The 16315-nt window shown below is 61.5% G+C and carries 14 protein-coding genes and 1 tRNA gene; 4 read left to right on the top strand and 11 right to left on the bottom strand.

Annotated features, from left to right (window positions below; genetic code table 11):
- Window positions 1-95 precede the first annotated feature (95 nt).
- Window positions 96-2021: a protein prkA gene (locus tag HRF45_12945; protein ID MEP0767429.1), complete on the bottom strand. Its 1926-nt coding sequence runs from the start codon at window positions 2019-2021 to the stop codon at window positions 96-98.
- 1768 nt (window positions 2022-3789) lie between these two features.
- The gene (locus tag HRF45_12940; protein MEP0767428.1) at window positions 3790-4653 is read right to left on the bottom strand and encodes an HNH endonuclease; all 864 of its coding nucleotides are present in this window, start codon (window positions 4651-4653) and stop codon (window positions 3790-3792) included.
- A 124-nt stretch (window positions 4654-4777) separates the two neighbouring features.
- Between HRF45_12940 and HRF45_12935 the strand changes: the two genes are divergently transcribed.
- Complete coding sequence (locus tag HRF45_12935) at window positions 4778-5791, top strand: hypothetical protein (protein ID MEP0767427.1); 1014 nt, start codon at window positions 4778-4780, stop codon at window positions 5789-5791.
- A gap of 111 nt (window positions 5792-5902) precedes the next feature.
- Here the strand turns inward: HRF45_12935 and HRF45_12930 are convergent, their stop codons facing one another.
- The 3 genes from HRF45_12930 to HRF45_12920 all read right to left on the bottom strand — a co-directional run bounded on the left by HRF45_12930 (window position 5903) and on the right by HRF45_12920 (window position 9307).
- A complete protein-coding gene (locus tag HRF45_12930; protein MEP0767426.1) occupies window positions 5903-7102 on the bottom strand; it encodes a 2-oxo acid dehydrogenase subunit E2 in 1200 nt (399 codons plus the stop codon).
- A 3-nt stretch (window positions 7103-7105) separates the two neighbouring features.
- Window positions 7106-9022 carry a 2-oxoisovalerate dehydrogenase gene (locus HRF45_12925; GenBank protein ID MEP0767425.1) on the bottom strand — a complete coding sequence of 639 codons (1917 nt, stop codon included), beginning with the start codon at window positions 9020-9022 and terminating at the stop codon, window positions 7106-7108.
- A 210-nt stretch (window positions 9023-9232) separates the two neighbouring features.
- Window positions 9233-9307, bottom strand: a tRNA-Thr gene (locus HRF45_12920).
- Window positions 9308-9526: 219 nt separating this feature from the next.
- Here HRF45_12920 and HRF45_12915 point away from each other — a divergent pair.
- Together HRF45_12915 and HRF45_12910 are read left to right on the top strand one after the other, a co-directional pair.
- Window positions 9527-10591, top strand: coding sequence for an aminotransferase class V-fold PLP-dependent enzyme (locus tag HRF45_12915; protein ID MEP0767424.1), 1065 nt, complete (start codon window positions 9527-9529; stop codon window positions 10589-10591).
- A 2-nt stretch (window positions 10592-10593) separates the two neighbouring features.
- Window positions 10594-11175: a cyclase family protein gene (locus HRF45_12910; protein ID MEP0767423.1), complete on the top strand. Its 582-nt coding sequence runs from the start codon at window positions 10594-10596 to the stop codon at window positions 11173-11175.
- A 3-nt stretch (window positions 11176-11178) separates the two neighbouring features.
- Here HRF45_12910 and HRF45_12905 read toward each other — a convergent pair whose 3' ends face one another.
- The 6 genes from HRF45_12905 to HRF45_12880 all read right to left on the bottom strand — a co-directional run bounded on the left by HRF45_12905 (window position 11179) and on the right by HRF45_12880 (window position 15595).
- A complete protein-coding gene (locus HRF45_12905; protein ID MEP0767422.1) occupies window positions 11179-12531 on the bottom strand; it encodes an MmgE/PrpD family protein in 1353 nt (450 codons plus the stop codon).
- Between the two features lie 98 nt (window positions 12532-12629).
- Complete coding sequence (locus HRF45_12900; protein ID MEP0767421.1) at window positions 12630-13046, bottom strand: hypothetical protein; 417 nt, start codon at window positions 13044-13046, stop codon at window positions 12630-12632.
- A gap of 260 nt (window positions 13047-13306) precedes the next feature.
- Complete coding sequence (locus HRF45_12895) at window positions 13307-13501, bottom strand: hypothetical protein (protein MEP0767420.1); 195 nt, start codon at window positions 13499-13501, stop codon at window positions 13307-13309.
- A gap of 2 nt (window positions 13502-13503) precedes the next feature.
- Window positions 13504-14283, bottom strand: coding sequence for a prepilin-type N-terminal cleavage/methylation domain-containing protein (locus HRF45_12890; GenBank protein MEP0767419.1), 780 nt, complete (start codon window positions 14281-14283; stop codon window positions 13504-13506).
- A gap of 168 nt (window positions 14284-14451) precedes the next feature.
- Window positions 14452-15264: a hypothetical protein gene (locus HRF45_12885; protein MEP0767418.1), complete on the bottom strand. Its 813-nt coding sequence runs from the start codon at window positions 15262-15264 to the stop codon at window positions 14452-14454.
- Window positions 15265-15277: 13 nt separating this feature from the next.
- Complete coding sequence (locus HRF45_12880) at window positions 15278-15595, bottom strand: hypothetical protein (GenBank protein ID MEP0767417.1); 318 nt, start codon at window positions 15593-15595, stop codon at window positions 15278-15280.
- Window positions 15596-15741: 146 nt separating this feature from the next.
- Between HRF45_12880 and HRF45_12875 the strand changes: the two genes are divergently transcribed.
- Complete coding sequence (locus tag HRF45_12875; protein MEP0767416.1) at window positions 15742-16041, top strand: hypothetical protein; 300 nt, start codon at window positions 15742-15744, stop codon at window positions 16039-16041.
- Window positions 16042-16315 lie beyond the last annotated feature (274 nt).

Raw genomic sequence — 16315 nt, 5'->3', positions numbered from 1 at the left:
TCCAACCGGGCGCCAGACTCTTGCGCCCAACCCTGCTGCAAGGGCGACAGGCCGCCGCCACCGATCGGGACCGCGGCGGCGGCCGTTGGGTCGCCCTAGCGATTCAGCAGAGTTCCCACATAGCGGAGCGTCTCGTTGGCGCAGTGCACGCAATAGCCCTGCTCCGAGACCATCCGCTCCACCACCTCGTTGATCTTGCGAAGCTGCTCCTCGTCCGGCGTCTTAGTAGACGTGGTGATCTTTACCATGTCCTTCATATCCGAGAACAGCTTCTTCTCGATGGCTTCCTTCAACCGCTCGTCGCTCCGAATCTCGAAGCCCTCGCCTCGTCGGGCCAGTGACGCGACCGAGCGCAAGATGCCCTCGCGGAACTCGCGCTTCGCGTTTTCCGTGACGCCGATCTGCTCTTCGATCGCGCGCATCAGCCTCTCGTCCGGGTCCACTTCCTCTCCGGTGATGGGGTCCGTCATCTTGTTGCGGTTGCAGAACGCATCCACGTTGTCCAAATAGTTGTCGAGCAGCGTTCGCGCCGCCTGCTCGTAGGAGTAGACGAACGCTCGCTGCACTTCCTTCTTCACGGTCTCGTCGTACTCTTTGCGCGCCTCGTCAATGAAGCCGAGCAGCTTCTTGCGCTCTTCCTCGTTGTTCGTGTACTCGTGCAGCCCGTCGCGCAGCGAGCGGAGCACGTCAATCGCGTTCACGCACTTCTTGCCCCGCACCAGCGCCGACGAGATGCGGTTGATGATGAACCGCGGCGAGACGCCCACCATGCCCTCGTCGGTGTACTCTTCGTGCAACTCGCGTACGTGGCGCTGATCCCAATCGCCGACCTGCTTCTCGCCGTCGTACAGCTTCAGCTTGGTCATCAGGCTGAGGCCGCTCTTCTTGCTGGGCTTCAGGCGGGTCAGAATGGCGAACATGCTTGCCATCTTCAGCGCGTTCGGCGCGATGTGCACCTGGGTGAGGTCTTCGGTGCCTTCCGTGAACTGAGACTGTTTGATCAGCTTCTCGTAAATGCGCGTCTCTTCGCTCAGCTTCAGGTTATATGGCACCCGCACCACCCAGATGCGGTCGATCATCGCCTCGTTCTCTTTGTTGTTGAAGTACGAGTTGTACTCGAACTCGTTGGTGTGGGCAATTACTGCAACGTCGGTATAGATCAGGGCGAACCGCCCGACCTTGATCATCTGCTCCCCGGCGACGGTGTTCAGCTCGTAGAGGAACCGCTTGTCCGCCTTGAGCATCTCGATGAACTCCATCACGCCTCGGTTCGCCTTGTTCAACTCGCCGTCGAAGTTGTAGGCGCGAGGGTCGGATTCCACCCCGTACTGGGTGAGCGACGCGATGTTCACGCTCCCGGTCAGCTCCGCCACGTCCTGGCTTTTCGGGTCGCTAGGCTTGAAGGTGCCGATGCCGCAGCGCTCCCGCTCCGAGAAGGCAATCCGCCTCACGGGCACGCTATGGATGTTGCTGCCCCACTCGTGCTCGAGCCGATAGCGGCAAACGGGGCACAGGTCGCCCTCGATCATCACACCGAAGCGATTGCGGAAGTCGTCCCGCAGGTCCTCGGGGACCAGGTGCAGCGGCTCTTCCTGCATCGGGCAGCCGTCAATGGCATAAGCGGCCCCGCCCTCGGTCTTGGAGTAGCGCTCCAGCCCGCGCTTGATGAGGGTAACCAGCGTGGACTTGCCCCCACCCACCGGCCCGACCAGCATCAGAATGCGCTTGCGCACGTCCAGCCGCCTGGCAGCAGGAGCAAAATACTCCTCGACGATGAGCTGGAGGCTGTGGTCCAAGCCGAACAGGTCGTCGGCGAAGAAGTGGTAGCGCGTCGGCCGTCCCTCTTCCTCGTCGTAGCCCGCCGCCCGCAGCATGTTGTAGATGCGTGCGTGGGCAAGGTCGGCGACCCGCGGGTTCTTCTCGACAATGGCGAGGTAGTCTGCAAAGGTGCCTTTCCACCCCATCTCCATCTCTTGCCCGCGTTGCTGTTCGATTCGCTTCAAAAAGTCATGCGTGCTCATTGTTCTCCCGACCTCCCCCGGTGTCTCGGGGTCGAGGGTCTCCCCGTGCGTCCCACAATGCTGCTGAGCCCCGGCACTCTCTCGAGGCCGAGGCTCTTCGGAAAGCTGATCTCCAGCCGCTACCCGGACGGACTGCCTCCGCGGAGCGGCCTCATCGAGCCCAACCCCGCCGGGAGACTGCCCGTCCGCCGAACCCCGACCTTACCACCGAACCCTGGACAACAGGATACACGTCGAACGCCTCGAGTCATTACCACCTCTATCCCGTAATACGCACAGCGACGGGCAAGACTCTCAGCGTACTCCCGCTAGTTGCTTCTTCCATACCGCCGCTCCGATTGTCGCACTTTTCCTCGCCCGTCCCAGGCAGATTCCCGGCCTGCACCCGGACGCAGCTCGGGCGGCATCCCGCATCGGGCACCCGCCCAGTTTATATGACTCCTCCCGGAGCCCCAGGGTTCACGTCCCACCCCAGATTCTTGCGGGGTGGAAGGGCCTCATCGTTCACGATGCTCTCTGAGAACCCTATACCCTGGCCCACGTCCGCCGCACTCCGCCCGCTGATCGTGCATCGTGAACCTAAGGATCGTGCCTGACAAATACCCAGGCCCTCCGTGTCGGCGGAGTCCTTAGCTCTTCCTGTCCTCCCCGCAGAGGCGGGGACCCAAAATCGGCGCTGTATGCCCTGGCCCGCGTCCGCCGCACTCCACCCACTGAACGCCCACTAGGAACCTAAGGACTGCGCCGGGGCATGACTCGGACGCGCCATGTCGGCGGCGTCCCTATCTCCTCCTGTCATCCCCGCGGAGGCGGGGACCCAAAATCGGCGCTGTATGCCCTGGCCTGCGTCCGCCGCACTCCACCCACTGAACGCCCACTAGGAACCTAAGGACTGCGCCGGGGTATGACTCGGACGCGCCATGTCGGCGGTGTCCCTATCTCCTCCTGTCATCCCCGCGGAGGCGGGGGTCCAGTCCGACGAAGCCGGCATCGTCTGTTCCGATTGTCGTCGTCCCCGCAGAGGCGGGGACCCAGTCCGAGTGCATGCCCTGACGGTTCGGCGGTGGCCACTACCAACCCAGCGGTCCGCACTAGCCTCAGCCGACCGTCGGCTCCAACCTCTCCCCTTGGCGAGCCCCAATTCGGGCATCTCTCTCACTAGACAGAATTCCCCAGTGCCGCCAACGGTTCACACACAACTCTGGCATCTTCACTGATCGCGAAGGTGAATGGCTCTCGAAGCATCTCTCGGTCTCCGCAACCATTGGCTTGACGATTCCGGCAGGCACCGCCCACTGTTCATGAGGGGAGAGACATGGGGTTGGCTCAAGTCCTAGCGCGTAGCCATCAATGCCTCTGTTGCGTCTGCGGGTCAGATGGGGAACGGGAGCTGCCCCGGCGTAGCAGCACGGCATTCACTCGATCTAGGAGCACGCGGCACCGACGCGAGGGCTGTCGCGTGAGCAAGCCTCGCGGGGTTCCTGCCGAATAATCGGGTGGTGTCGCGAACTGATGCGCAGTCGGATCCAGGACCTCTCCTTCAGGGGTCCGTATCCACCAGTGAGTGTTGCCATCCGGCAGTCTCAATGAGACGGTCTGCCATCGGCGCGAACGACCATCTGCAAGGTGCCACAGCGCTTCTACCGCGATATAGCAGTGACCGGCACATGGCCTTCGCTCTGGTCCAAGGCGACTGCTTTGCTCAGGCGACAACAGATCATCACTCAGGTTTGCCCTGATCACTTCCATGAAGAACTGCGAATCTGCGTTAGACTGCATCTGCCTTTGGAACGTGCTCATTGAGAACGAGCGGCTCGTACCGCCCAAGATGGGAGAAGCTGAAGCCGAGCCTAGCATAGTCGAAGTGGGCATCCGCACGATGGACTAGGCGATGATGATTGGGGCACAACAAAATGGCGTTACGCTCTTCATGTGTTCCGCCCAGCGACAACGGCACAACGTGATGCACTTCGCACACACCGATCCCGTAAGTGGTAATCGGATCAAAGCCACACAGCTGGCACCTGCCGCGATAGTATTCATGGAGCCGGTGTGCTAACGCGCGTCCCGCCCGCAACCTTGCGCGAGGTTGCTGTATTGCCGGATGGGGCAGCGATGGCGGTAGAGCGCTCAGTCCGGTAGCATATGCCTCGTAAGCCTCCTCGTCGGGGTGAGGTCGGGCCCTGGGGTCGGCAACTAATGTCCCCGCAACCGTGCAGAGGTCTTCGTGTGCCTTTGCTGTAAGCTTTCGAATCGTCTGGAGGGCCTGCGCAGTGCGACGATGATCGTAGCCGCGTGCAGACGATCCGACGTATGACAGGGTAGAAAGCACGCCGTGTTCATCGCGCTTGCCATCGTCCAGGTAGTATCTACTCTCTTGCTTGTCGCCCCACACGCAGTAAGGCCCGTAAGGCGATCCTGGAGCGTTGATGGTCTTGTCTCGCACTATCAACCTGGCAACAATGATCAGTCTTTCCGGCCTGTCACGTGTCAGCGTTGCCAGCCACAGGTTCTCTCCAACGCTGACCCCATCGTGTAGCACTCGCTGGCGCGAGTTGAAGTTGTATCCCCCTCCAAACTCGTCCATGTCTCGGCAGTAATTCTCGTATTTCCAGAATGCGAGTAGATGCATCGCAGCCTTTCCTATGTGACGACTATACCTCGCAGCGCTGCGCCGTACCTGGTGCCGAAGCGCCGAATCTGCCGCCCGGGGTACATTCTCCGTCGACATGTCCTATCGCATCGGGAGGGCGGTGGTGAGGCTGGAGGAGGCCGAGCGCGTCGCTCACACAGAGTATAACGACAACTGGGAGGTCGTGCGCCATTTCACCGGACGCGACCCCCGCGATGACCCCTCGGCTAACAAGGACTTCTATGACGCCGTCGGACTCGACTTCCTATGGCGCACCCACGACGGGTCCGTGCCCTGGGCCGAGAGGGGGCGCGTAACTGACATGGGGCATGCCGCCTACGTGGAGGACGCATCCGACTTCCGCCCGCACCAGCCCAGCCCGTTTCGTGATGCACAGGACGTGTTAGCGTTCGACGCCCTTGCCGAATACGGCGCACCCGAGCACGCGCAGTTGGTATCGTTCTACGAGCAGTGGTATCGCCAAGAACAGAGCGCGCACGACCAGCTCATACCTGGTGGATACTACAAGACCATCGTCTCCGGGGCCATCGAGGCGTTCGGGTGGGAGCGGTTGCTAGAGGCGGCGGGCGAGGACCCCGAGCGTTTCGGCGAGCACGTGTTAGGTTCTATCTTCCGCCTGTCGCTTTGCCACTATAGGGCGTGGGCTGAGACCTCCATCGAGGCGTTCATCTGCCACGATGACATGGTATGGACGGAAGGTCCCATCTTTCGCCCCGAGTTCTATCGGCGCTACATCTTCCCACGCTACCGAGAGCTGTGGCGGCCGCTACGCGAGGCCGGCAAGCGTATCATATTCTGCTCGGACGGCCGGTTCGATATGTTCCTGGACGACCTGGCGGAGGCGGGGGCGGACGGCTTCTGCTTCGAGCCGTGCAACGATCTAGCCGCCATGGTGGAGCGGTTCGGACGGACGCATGTGATCATGGGTGGGGCGGATTGCCGGACGCTCACGTTTGGCACGGAGGCCGACATCGAGCGCGAGCTGCGGTGGGTGTTTTCCGTGGCGAAGCACTGCCCCGGGTTCGTGTTCGCCACGGGCAACCACCTACCGGCGAACATACCGCTGCCGAATCTCTTACGGTACTTCGAATTGGTTTCGGAGCTGAAAGTAAGGTGAGTCGCCTAGACGGCCAGATGCTGGGGTGTTATGTGGTCTCCGCGTGGCGGCCGTAGGCTCGGGGCCCAAAAACAGCCTCCACCGCAAGCGGTGGAGGCATGCAATCGGTGGTTATGGTAGGTCCGACTTGAGGTAGTGGAGGACGTTCTCCGTCCGCTCACATACATCAGACAAGAAGTGGGCGGCACCCACGCCGTTGATCAGTCGGTGGTCGAACGTGAGCGACAGGTTAGCCGTGCGAACGAACTCGAACCCGAAACCTCGCTGGATGGGGCGCGGCGCATCGTACGGCTCACCCAGGAACAGCACGGAGGCGGCAGGAGATACTAACACCGGGACAGCCGTGCGTAAGCCGAAAGCTGCCATGTTCGTGATGGTAAGCTGGGTGCTCTCTGTAGCTTGGTCCTGCCCTTTGCGCGCATTGTCTATGGCCTCGCGCATGCGTTGGGCAAAGGTGCGAAAGTCCAACGTGTCCGCCTCGGGTACCACTGCCGTCACCAGTTCGTCGTCTGGCAGTGCTACTGCCGTGCCGAGGTTGATATGGTGGTAGGTTCTGAGCTTGCTATCGTCCGGCATCGAGGAGCGGAATTTGGGGTGGGCTTTGGCCGCCTGCGCCACGCCATAGGCGAAGATGGTGTAAGTAGACGGCTGAAAGTCCCCCCCTGCGTCTCGGAAGCGTTGCCTCGCCGCCTCGATGCCGCTCCAATCCACTGGGCGCTCTATCGTGCCAGGTACTACAACCTGCGCGCCGCGATTGAGTCGGTATGCCAGCGTGCGTTGTCGCTGCGAGAGTGGTGTCTCGGCGAAAGCACCGTCCCTGGCCGGCGCGGCGGGCTTCTCGGCTGATTGCAGGTATGCATCGATATCAGCAGGGGTCAGCTTCGAGCCCTTCGCCGGGATAGTGGCCAAGGCGTCTTCTGCCAAGCCTTTTTCTTTGGCGTAGGCGCGGGTCCTCGGCGGGATGGAGAGATTGCCTCGGGGTGCAGCGGGCTTCTGCGGCGAGGCAGCCACGTGCGTGGCCGCCCTTGCGGGTTCGGGCTTGGGCGCCTCGACTTGTGCACTCCCCTTCTCGTCGGTATTCATCCGCAACACTTCGGCGCCGATGGGCACCACCTCGCCCTCGGGCACGAGCCACTCTTCCACGACTCCGCTCACGGGCGACTCGACGGCCATCACCGCCTTGTCGGTCTCCATCTCATACAGCGGTTCATCGCGCTTGACGGTTTCACCGGGCTTCTTCAGGTACTGAACGATGCGCGCTTCCTGAAGGCCTTCACCGATGGCAGGTACGTGGATCACTTGGCTCGGCATGTTCTACTCCATGGTCAATCGAATCGCACTCATAACCCGCTCTGTGTCCGGCAGGCTGGCATATTCCCAGATAGGGTTATATCCTATGTGCACGTCCTCGCGTGCGACCAGCTGTGGTGGGGAAAGGAACAAGTCCCACCGCTCGGACTTGCTTGTCATCTCGGTGATGATGGCTTCGCCGAAGCCGCAAGTCCGGCTGTCTTCGTGCACCACTACCAGCCGGCCCGTCTTGGCCAGCGACTGCTCGATTGCGTCCCAATCGCATGGGACCAGGCTCCGAAGGTCGAGGATCTCGATGTCAGCCTCTGCCGCCATTTGCTCGGCCACCTCCTGCGCCAGCTCTACGCAGTTACCCCACGTCACGAGAGTGACATCCGAGCCCTCTCGCACGATTCGAGCCTTACCGAGCGGCACGGGGTCCAGCGTGTTCGGGACATCCACCTGCTTGCGAAAGATGTGTTTCGGGACCAAAATAAGCGTCGGGTCGTCGCCATGGATTGCCGTCTGGAATAGCCCAGAAGCATCTTCAGGGGTGCTCGGTATTGCCAGGCGTACACCGTGTAGCTTAGCGAAGATACCGTCGTTGCTCTGACTGTGCCAGATGGATCCCCCCGGGAGATAAGCACCGTACGGGGCGTAGAGCACCATCGGGCACTTCCAGTCTCCGTTGGTTCGCCATCGCAGCGTGGCGACATTGGTGATGAGCTGGTTGAACGCGGGTGGGATGAAGTCGGTGAACTGCAGCTCGAACACGGGACGCCACCCGTACGCGGCCAGGCCGACTGCTACTCCGACGATGGTGGCCTCGGCGAGCGGCGAATTGAGCACACGGTCGGGAAACGCTTCCGAGCAGCCCTTGGTGAAGCCGAACACGCCGCCTTTCGGGTCTTCGATATCCTGACCGAAGAGGATCACCTTTTCGTTTTCGGCAAGGGCCTTGCGCAACGTCTCCCCGATGGCCTTGACCATGGTAGTGCGGGAGCCGGGCTCTATTGCGGGAGGCACCGCCGTCGCCGGGTCACCGTACAGGTGGTCGTTCAGCTTCGCTGGATCCGGGTCGGGAGCATCCTCGGCCTCGCGATACTCGGCATCCACTCGCTCGCGCGTCTCTTCTTGCAGCTGTGCCCACTCGGCCTCGGTCAGTTCGCCACTGGCGATAAGGTCCTGAGCCAGAAGCGTGATGGGGTCGCGCTCGAACATCTTGTCTATGTCCGCCTGGTCGCGATACACGCGATGGTCGTCCGAGGAGCTGTGCGAGCCGAGACGGTCCAACTCCAGCCACAAAATGGTCGGGCCAGCACCCGAGCGTGCCTTGGCGATGGCGTCGCCACCCTTCACGTACACCTCGTCCACCAGGCGACCGTTCACGCGAACCACATTCTTCTCGTTGAACACGCCGAGGCGGAAAGGGTTCTTCTCGTCCGTGTTCGTGCTGATGCCGTATCGGTTATCCTGCACCAAGAAAACCACTGGCAGCTTGCGCTCCAGCGCGAAGGAGACCGCCTCATAGAACTCGCCTTGGCGGCTCGAAGCCTCACCGATACTGACGAGAACGACAGAGTCCTTGCCGTCCATCTTCATGCCCCACGCCGCACCTACAGCGGGCAAGCAATTCGCACCTACTGGCGAGGGCATGCTGAAGATGTTCAGCGATCGGTCTGAGTAGTGGCCGGGCATCTGCCTTCCGGCCGAGCTCGATGTCGCCTTGCCGTGGAAAGCGAGGGCCAGTCGGCGGTTGGTGATGCCCTTTGCGAGCACCATGGCCCGATCGCGATAGTGCGGGAACAGATAGTCGTCCGGTTTGAGGTGAGCAACGAGGGCGGCGAGCGCCTCGTGACCCATACCGTGGATGTGGAACCAGCCTTTGGATTGTCGAATGAGAATGGCCTCGCGCCGGTCGCCTTCGCGGGCGAGGAGCATCGTCTCCAGCAGTTCTCGCTTGGCAAGCGGCTTGGTTGTGGCGGAGCGCGCGCGGGTTGTCGTGGGCACGGGCAAGCACCTCTGCTTCCGATGAGTGTGGGCTAGACGCCATCGTCTGCGCCGGTTATTTATATACCCTAAGTATTGCTTCCCGCCGCCCTGCGTCCCGCCTCGAAACTCACCGGATGTTGATCCCGTTCTTGGGTCTGCTGGAGCCGGCGAGGGGATTCGAACCCCTGACCATCCGCTTACAAGGCGGGCGCTCTACCCCTGAGCTACGCCGGCGTGTGCCGCATTGTACTTTGCTGGGCCCAAGATAGGACCGTTCAGTTCGCGGTTCCGAAAACAGCAGGCGGACAGAAGGCAGGCAACAGGTGCTGTCGAACCGCCATGAGAGTCCATCGTTGTGAGGACGCCGTGAACCTATCGGGATATCAAAGAGACCAATTTCCTGCCGTAACTGAGCGCACATACTTGATGACGGCTTCTGCCGGAGCTCCGCCCGTGCAGGGAGCGGAAAGGCTGAAGGAGTACGCAGAGCGCTGGTTGAGAGCCGACTGGGAGGCGTTCGGGCCTCCCACCATGCAACGCGTCGGAGACAAGATTGCCGCGTTCATCGGTGCCGAGGCGGACACGATCAGCTTCCACACGAACAGCACCCTCGCGTGTGCCGTGGCGATGTCTTGCCTAGAGCCTACGCCGCAACGCAACAAGATTGTGTTCACCGAGGGCTGCTTCACGTCGCAGGCCTACCTGTGCATGCAGCAGGAGCGTATCGGCGCCGAAGTGGCGATCGTGCCCTTGCGCGACGGCATCGGGCCGGACATGGACGAGCTTTTCAGTGCCATCGACGATCACACTCTCTTCGTCCCCGTCTCGCACGTGTTCTTCCGTAACGGATACGTTCTGGACGCAGAAGCAGTGTGTCGGCGTGCGCACGAGGTGGGGGCGTACGTCATTCTCGACGTGTACCAGAGCGCGGGGGTGCTCCCCGTGCGCTGCGAGAAGTGGAGAGTGGACTTCGCTATCGGGGGCTGTGCCAAGTGGCTGTGCGGCGGCTCCGGAACCGGTTTTCTGTACGTGAGTCCGGACCTCGCCAAGCAGTGGGTGCCGAAGCTGACGGGCGCGATGGCACATGCCAGGGTGGCCGACTTCGACGTCCACTCGTTCGAACCGACGACCGGGGCGTTGCGCTTTCAGAACGGCGGTTACTACATGGCAGGGTTGTTCGCGTGCGAGCCGGGCCTGGACATCATCGGCAGCCTAGGCATCGGCGCGATCCGGGCGAATTCGTTGCGGATGACGGACCGCCTGATCGCTGGGGCCAAGGCGAGGGGCTTTCGGTTGAGCACCCCGGAGGACCCAGAAAAACGCGGGGGTGCGGTCTCGATGGTGATACCGGGAGACCAGACCCTGGCCGATGCGCTGCGCAAAGAGAACATCTATGTGGACTTCCGCACCGGCGCCGGCATTCGCGTGTCTCCCCACTTCTACAACACGGATGCGGACGTAGACCGCTTCTTCGATGCGGTTGACGCACTTTTGCCCTTGATGACGACGACGGCGTAACCGTGGCCGACGAGATGCTGATACTGGACATCACGCGACCGCTGGGCCCACAGACACCGGTCTATCCGGGCGACGTGCCGTTTTCCAGGGTCGAGGCGTACAGTTTCGAACGCGGGGACCGCTATTCTGTTAGCGTGTTGCTCGGGAGCGCACACGCAGGGACGCACGTGGACATGCCTCGGCACTTTTTCGCCGATGCGTCGGAGCCCGCTCTGGACCGTTTCATTGGACGTGCCGAGGTGATCCACGTCTCTGATTGGAGCGTGCTATCGGAGCGTGATTGGTTACCGAGTGTGCGGCCACTTTTTCGGTGCGAAGGTGTGGGCCCGCCGCCGGCTGAACTGGTAGTACGACTCGCCGCCGCAAGCATTCCACTGGTGGGACTGGACATCATGTCGGTGGATACCCCCGATGATGATACTTATCCCAATCATCGCACGCTGCTAGGCGCAGGCATCCCCATTCTCGAGAGTCTCGACCTGTCGGCTGCACCCGAAGGCGACTACGAGATGATCGCACTCCCGTTACCTATCCCGGATCCCGATGCGACGTGGGTACGTGCCGTGCTGCTGCCTGTCCGCTGATAATCACACAGCGAACAGCGCGAGCAGGTCTGTCAGGTCCCGCTCGTTCTCCAGGCTCCAGAGGCGCTCCAGCGCTTCATCCACCTCAGCAGGCCCAAGGACTTTCGTGGCCATGGACAGGAACTTAGCTGTCACTTCTTGGTCGGTCATCGGATTGAGTGCGTGTCCGCGCGGCGCTGCCACCTCGCTAACCAACTTCTCCCCGTTCTTCAGTGTCACTGTCACGCGGTTGGGGATGCCCTTTTCGGGATACATGGCGTTAAGCTCGGGATCCGCCTTCACCTTCACCTTTGCCACGATCTGCAGCAGCCTATCATCGGTGAATCTGGCGGGCGCGAAGCTATCTTGTGTAACCTCTCCGTCCACGAGGCCTACCACGGTGCAGTAGGGCAGGCTGTGGTCGGCGGTCTCGCGACTCTGAGGCCGCCACTTCTCCGGCTCCCCGCCGATGATCTCCACTGCCGCGTCGAATGTTTCGATCAGAATGCTATCAATCTGCGATGGGTCTTTGATCTGCGGTCGCAGTTCGAGTGCAGCATCTATCGCGCTCTGACTGTGGTATTCGGCCGGGTACTTCTTGATGTAGGTGCGGTTGATCATGTATCCGTCGCCGCCCAGTGGTGCTACCTCGAAAGGCTCGTGGGATACCTGTTTGAAGAACCCCATCTCGCCCTCGAAGACGGGTGCCGGACCAGTCATACCCCCGGACGCGAGTAGCGACGCAAACACACCGTTGCGAGAAGCGTTGGCAAAAGCACATCCTTTCCACATGCTCAGTTCGCCCACACGCGTCTGGCGCATCGCGTTGTTCGGTACTCCCGCCAACCCGAAGGCGTGCACGTACTGCTCCGGTTGGAAGCCTAACAACATGCCACAACCCGCCACCGTCGAGAAGCTACCATAGGTAACATGGTCCCATCCCTTACTGCGAATGGAGAACGCATCGCACAACCTGCACTGCACCTCGTAGGATGCTACGATGGCAGTAATCAGGTCTTCTCCGCTGCAATCCGCCAGCTCTCCGACTGCCAGCAGCGCAGCAATGTTGTCACTGGGGTGGGCAGGCTCCTTCGACAGGTAGGTGTCGTTGTAGTCGAGGTAGCGAAACAGCACGCCGTTGGCGAACGCAGCGAGCTCGGGCGATGTCTGGTGGAACGTGCCTATGACCGTCGCGCCGCCGTGGACCGAGTGGGCTATGCGCCTGGCGATCTTGGATGGCTCGGCGAGGTAGGCGCCCATTGCACAACCCAGCGAATCGATGAGCCTGCGCTTGGCTTCGTGGCGCGTCTCCTCGGGCAGCTTGGCGTAGTCGAGTTCATAGGCAAAACGTGAAAAGGTCTCGGCGAGTGTGGACACCTTCGGCAACTCCTTGGCAAAAAGCTAGCGGGCCCTGCCGATATCCGGATCGCGGGGCACCCGTCCGATCCTACCGCAATCGGATGGCCCCGCGATCGTCAATTGCCGACGAGGTCGCCAGAGGTACGCTTGTCGTCCACTTTCTTCAGGTTGGAGATCTTGGGCTGCACCGGGCCGCGTGTGGAATACCCGTCAATGATCAGCACGCGAGTGCCGTTCCACACTTCTCCGTGTCCATACGCGGTAACCCAGCTCGTGTAGAAGGTGAAGCGCCCGGACCGCGTGATGTCACCCCAAAGCCTCCCTGTAGCACCGTCCACGCGACTGAACCACTCGCCGTCCATCTTTCCGCGGTAGTCAATCACGACGTCCAGGTCGCCGTAGTCGTTTGCCATTTCGTATTGCCCGACATAGCGCCCCTGCCAGGGGTTGGCGTCGTGCATGCCTCCGCCGCCTCCACAGCCCGTGAGGAACGCGAGCATGGAGAGCACCGCAATCACCCAAAGCGCTTTCATCCGTTCACCTCCGGTATCCGGCCATTCCGGTACTGCCATTGGGAAGGACGCCGGGTGTACGCCCGGCGTCAGGAACCCCGGTAGCTTACATTTCTTTGGCCGTGGGGGTCGAGATATTGATGGGCTTTCCTGTAGCGACCGAGCGCTGTGAGCGTGGTTTCCCAAGCGTGTGGGTGGGCTCGTGATCTGCTATCCAATGACGACAGCCCCCACTGCGAGAGCTGTGGGGGCGTGACTATGTACGAAACGTGGCGATGGTGTTAGTTGCCGCCGCCGCCGATACCTGGCGTCGCAGGGTGCTCGGGAGTTGGAGTCAGATCGATCTTTTCGCCGGGCGCGCGCGCTCCCTCGCCGAAGGCTTCCCGCCCAGGGCCGAGGAATACATACGCCGCAGCCGCGACGATGACGAGCACGAGAACTACGATCAGAACCAGCTTCGAACTTCCTTGTTTCATAGCTAGTTATCCGGGTGCTTGCACTTGCCCCACAGCATCCACTTGAGGCCGGCAGCATTGAAGTCTCTGGCCTCCTCCGCGTTGCAGCCCGGGTACATGTCACTTACCTGGCCGGACTTGATACGGTTCCAACCGTAGGATTTGACGTGTCCGTCCAGCAGCAGCACGTTGATCTGGCCGTACGGATCGGCTGCCTTCTTGGCTCCACCATGGCGGTCGCTCAAGTTGCACCCACCAGTGATGTTAATACCGGTGTTGTCCGCACAATAGCCGTAGTAGCCGTCCCGAACGTCTCCAGACATCGTGTCGGCGAACATGGCGGTCATGGCCGGCACGCGAATCTGATTCTGCTTGATACGGACTAACGTGTTGTCGCCCGTCCAATACCAGATGGATACGCTCGCGTTGTAGCCGATGGAGAGCCAACCTCGGTTGTTGTACCGATCGGCATCGCCGAGATCTGCATAATGCGTGTTGGGTTCGGCCGGGCACAGATAGGCGTCCTTGCTTTTCATGTAAGGGAACAGGAACTTCGGCCACATGATCTCGGTAGCCCAGTTGGGCGGCAAGCCATGCGTGCGGCCTCCCATCAGCGTGCCCTGGAACTCGTCCGAGTACATCCGGTGCGCGACCATGAGTTGCTTCCCGTTGCTGATGCAGCCGGTTTTCTTGGCAGCGCTTCGCGCCTGCGCAAAGACCGGGAAAAGAATCGCAGCAAGGATGGCGATGATGGCGATGACGACGAGAAGCTCGATGAGCGTGAAGCCAAAACGGCGTTTCATCTGAACGATTCCTTTCTGCGGGCGGGGGCCATCCGGCGCCGCCGCGCAATAACAACCTCCATTCTGATCCAAGAACTCGTATTCGTCAAGTCCCGGGGGGGCGTGGGGTGTGAGGACAGCCTGCGAGGAGACTGTCCTCGTCCTTTCATGGATACATTTCGGGGAGCCCTAAGGCTCGACGAGTTGTGGGTGGGTGGGCAAGGCAGTCGTGAGAATGCTGCCGGTGCGGGGCACATCCAGTTCGTCGCACGGCTCTACGAACCAGTTCGGGCCTGTCGGCGCATGCCGAGGCACGTAGAACACACGCACACCACATGCGCTCGGCTCGAGGTCGCCCCTCAGTGAGTTCCCAAGAGCTCGGAAGCCCTCCGCGTATCTGTGATCTACCTGAGCTAACGGGATATTAAGGTGGACCTCCGCACCCAGCCTGCGCATAGTGACTTCGCCTACACGTTTGGCCACAAATCTACCCACTCGTTCGACATAGTCACCGGTCACGAGGCTGGCGTGACCAAGCTTCACCTCGGGATCGGACGGGTAGCTGCCGCCCACCACGCCAACAGCCATTGCGCGATCCGGGGAAACGAGTACACGCGGCTCAACCTCTACCCAAAGCCAATCGGCGATGCGCTCGGGTATCGGGCCTCCCATGCGCAGGGTCACATCTAGACAGGAACCGTCATACACGATTCGCACATGACGAAGGTCGGCGTAGGCCGGCGCATCAATCGTTCCCACCGGATGTCCGGGTGCGGAGAAGGACGTCGCTGTAGAGTCGCCACTCCGATCTTGCCAGGCTGCCACTCGACTCCGGTATCCCTCGTCGGGTCGCTCGCCTATACGGTCACAGCCCGTGCCTGCCCCGATGCACAGGGTAGCGAGTCCCAATACAGTGAGGTTGCAGAACACCGCCGAGAAGCACCTGTTGAACGTATGGCCACGCGCGTTCTGCCTGGTATTGCGAGAGCCTCGTGAAGTCACCGTCGTCCTCCTCTCAGCGTTCCGCAAACACGCATCGCCACTCCTCGAAGTACGCCGATAAGGACTGCGGTGGGGCGGCCCAGTCGCGACCCAGCCAGCCGTCTGCAGACTTATAGTGCCCGCACCATAGTCGGAGCTGACCCGTGTACGGATTGTAGACCCAGTGGTACATCCTGTTTCCAGGCATGGGCTTAGTTTGCCCTGGACTCACCTCAATACTGAGCCAGTGTGCGAGGCCGTTCTCGTCTATCCACGCCTCGTTGGCACCCCTCCCCCAGCGACAGCCTCCAAGATACTTGTACCCGCCGCCCGGCATTGGTATTACAGCCACAAAGCTGTCGTCGCTGCCAACCGGGTCATTCCAACCCCGGAATTCGCTGCCTCCTCCGGTAAGGCTTGGACCGTAGTACCAGTCGTCCGTTCCATCGTCGTCAATGTCCCTGTCGCCGTTCGAAGGGTGGGCAGTAGGGGAAGCTGGTGCTCATTCGGCGGGCATTGCCACCATCTGCCCCTCGGGTCCTTTGGGCCAAACCAGTTCCTTACCTGCGGCGGGCGGGCTGGACTCGGTCCGTCTCGCATCAGGCCCTCGATGGCGGGCGAGGCACCGACGAAGTCAGGACCGATCCCGAAGAGGACGGATCCTCCATTCATAGGGGAGACTACGACAACGTCAACTGCTTCACCGTACGCATCCTCGGGAGGGTCGTAGTATCGAGCCGCGACGTAGGTGAGGTATTCCGGCTGGAGCAAGCTCGTCTGGTTAGTAGTGAGAGTTAGGACGTTGTAGGCCACGGTTAGTCCGGCGCTAGACAACCTGGCGTAGGTAGGGTGGGTGTCATCAACCACGGCTCCGGCGACCGCCGGTAGGGGCGGCGAGCAACCATACTTCGGCTCCGACTGGCCGAGTGCTGCGACGAGTATTCGACTGCCAGATGACCCCAGAGGCGCATCGAAGTAGCACTCGAAGACGTACACACCCGGGGCCTGAGGCGGAATGCTCTCCCGCGTGGTGATGTGCACTCGAAGTTCGGAGCCAACCACTTGGGCCGCG

It is taken from the genome of Fimbriimonadia bacterium, assembly GCA_039961735.1.
Lineage (GTDB): Bacteria > Armatimonadota > Fimbriimonadia > Fimbriimonadales > JABRVX01 > JABRVX01.
Note: the sequence above shows the minus strand (reverse complement) of the source record. Positions and strands in the feature narration are given on the sequence as shown.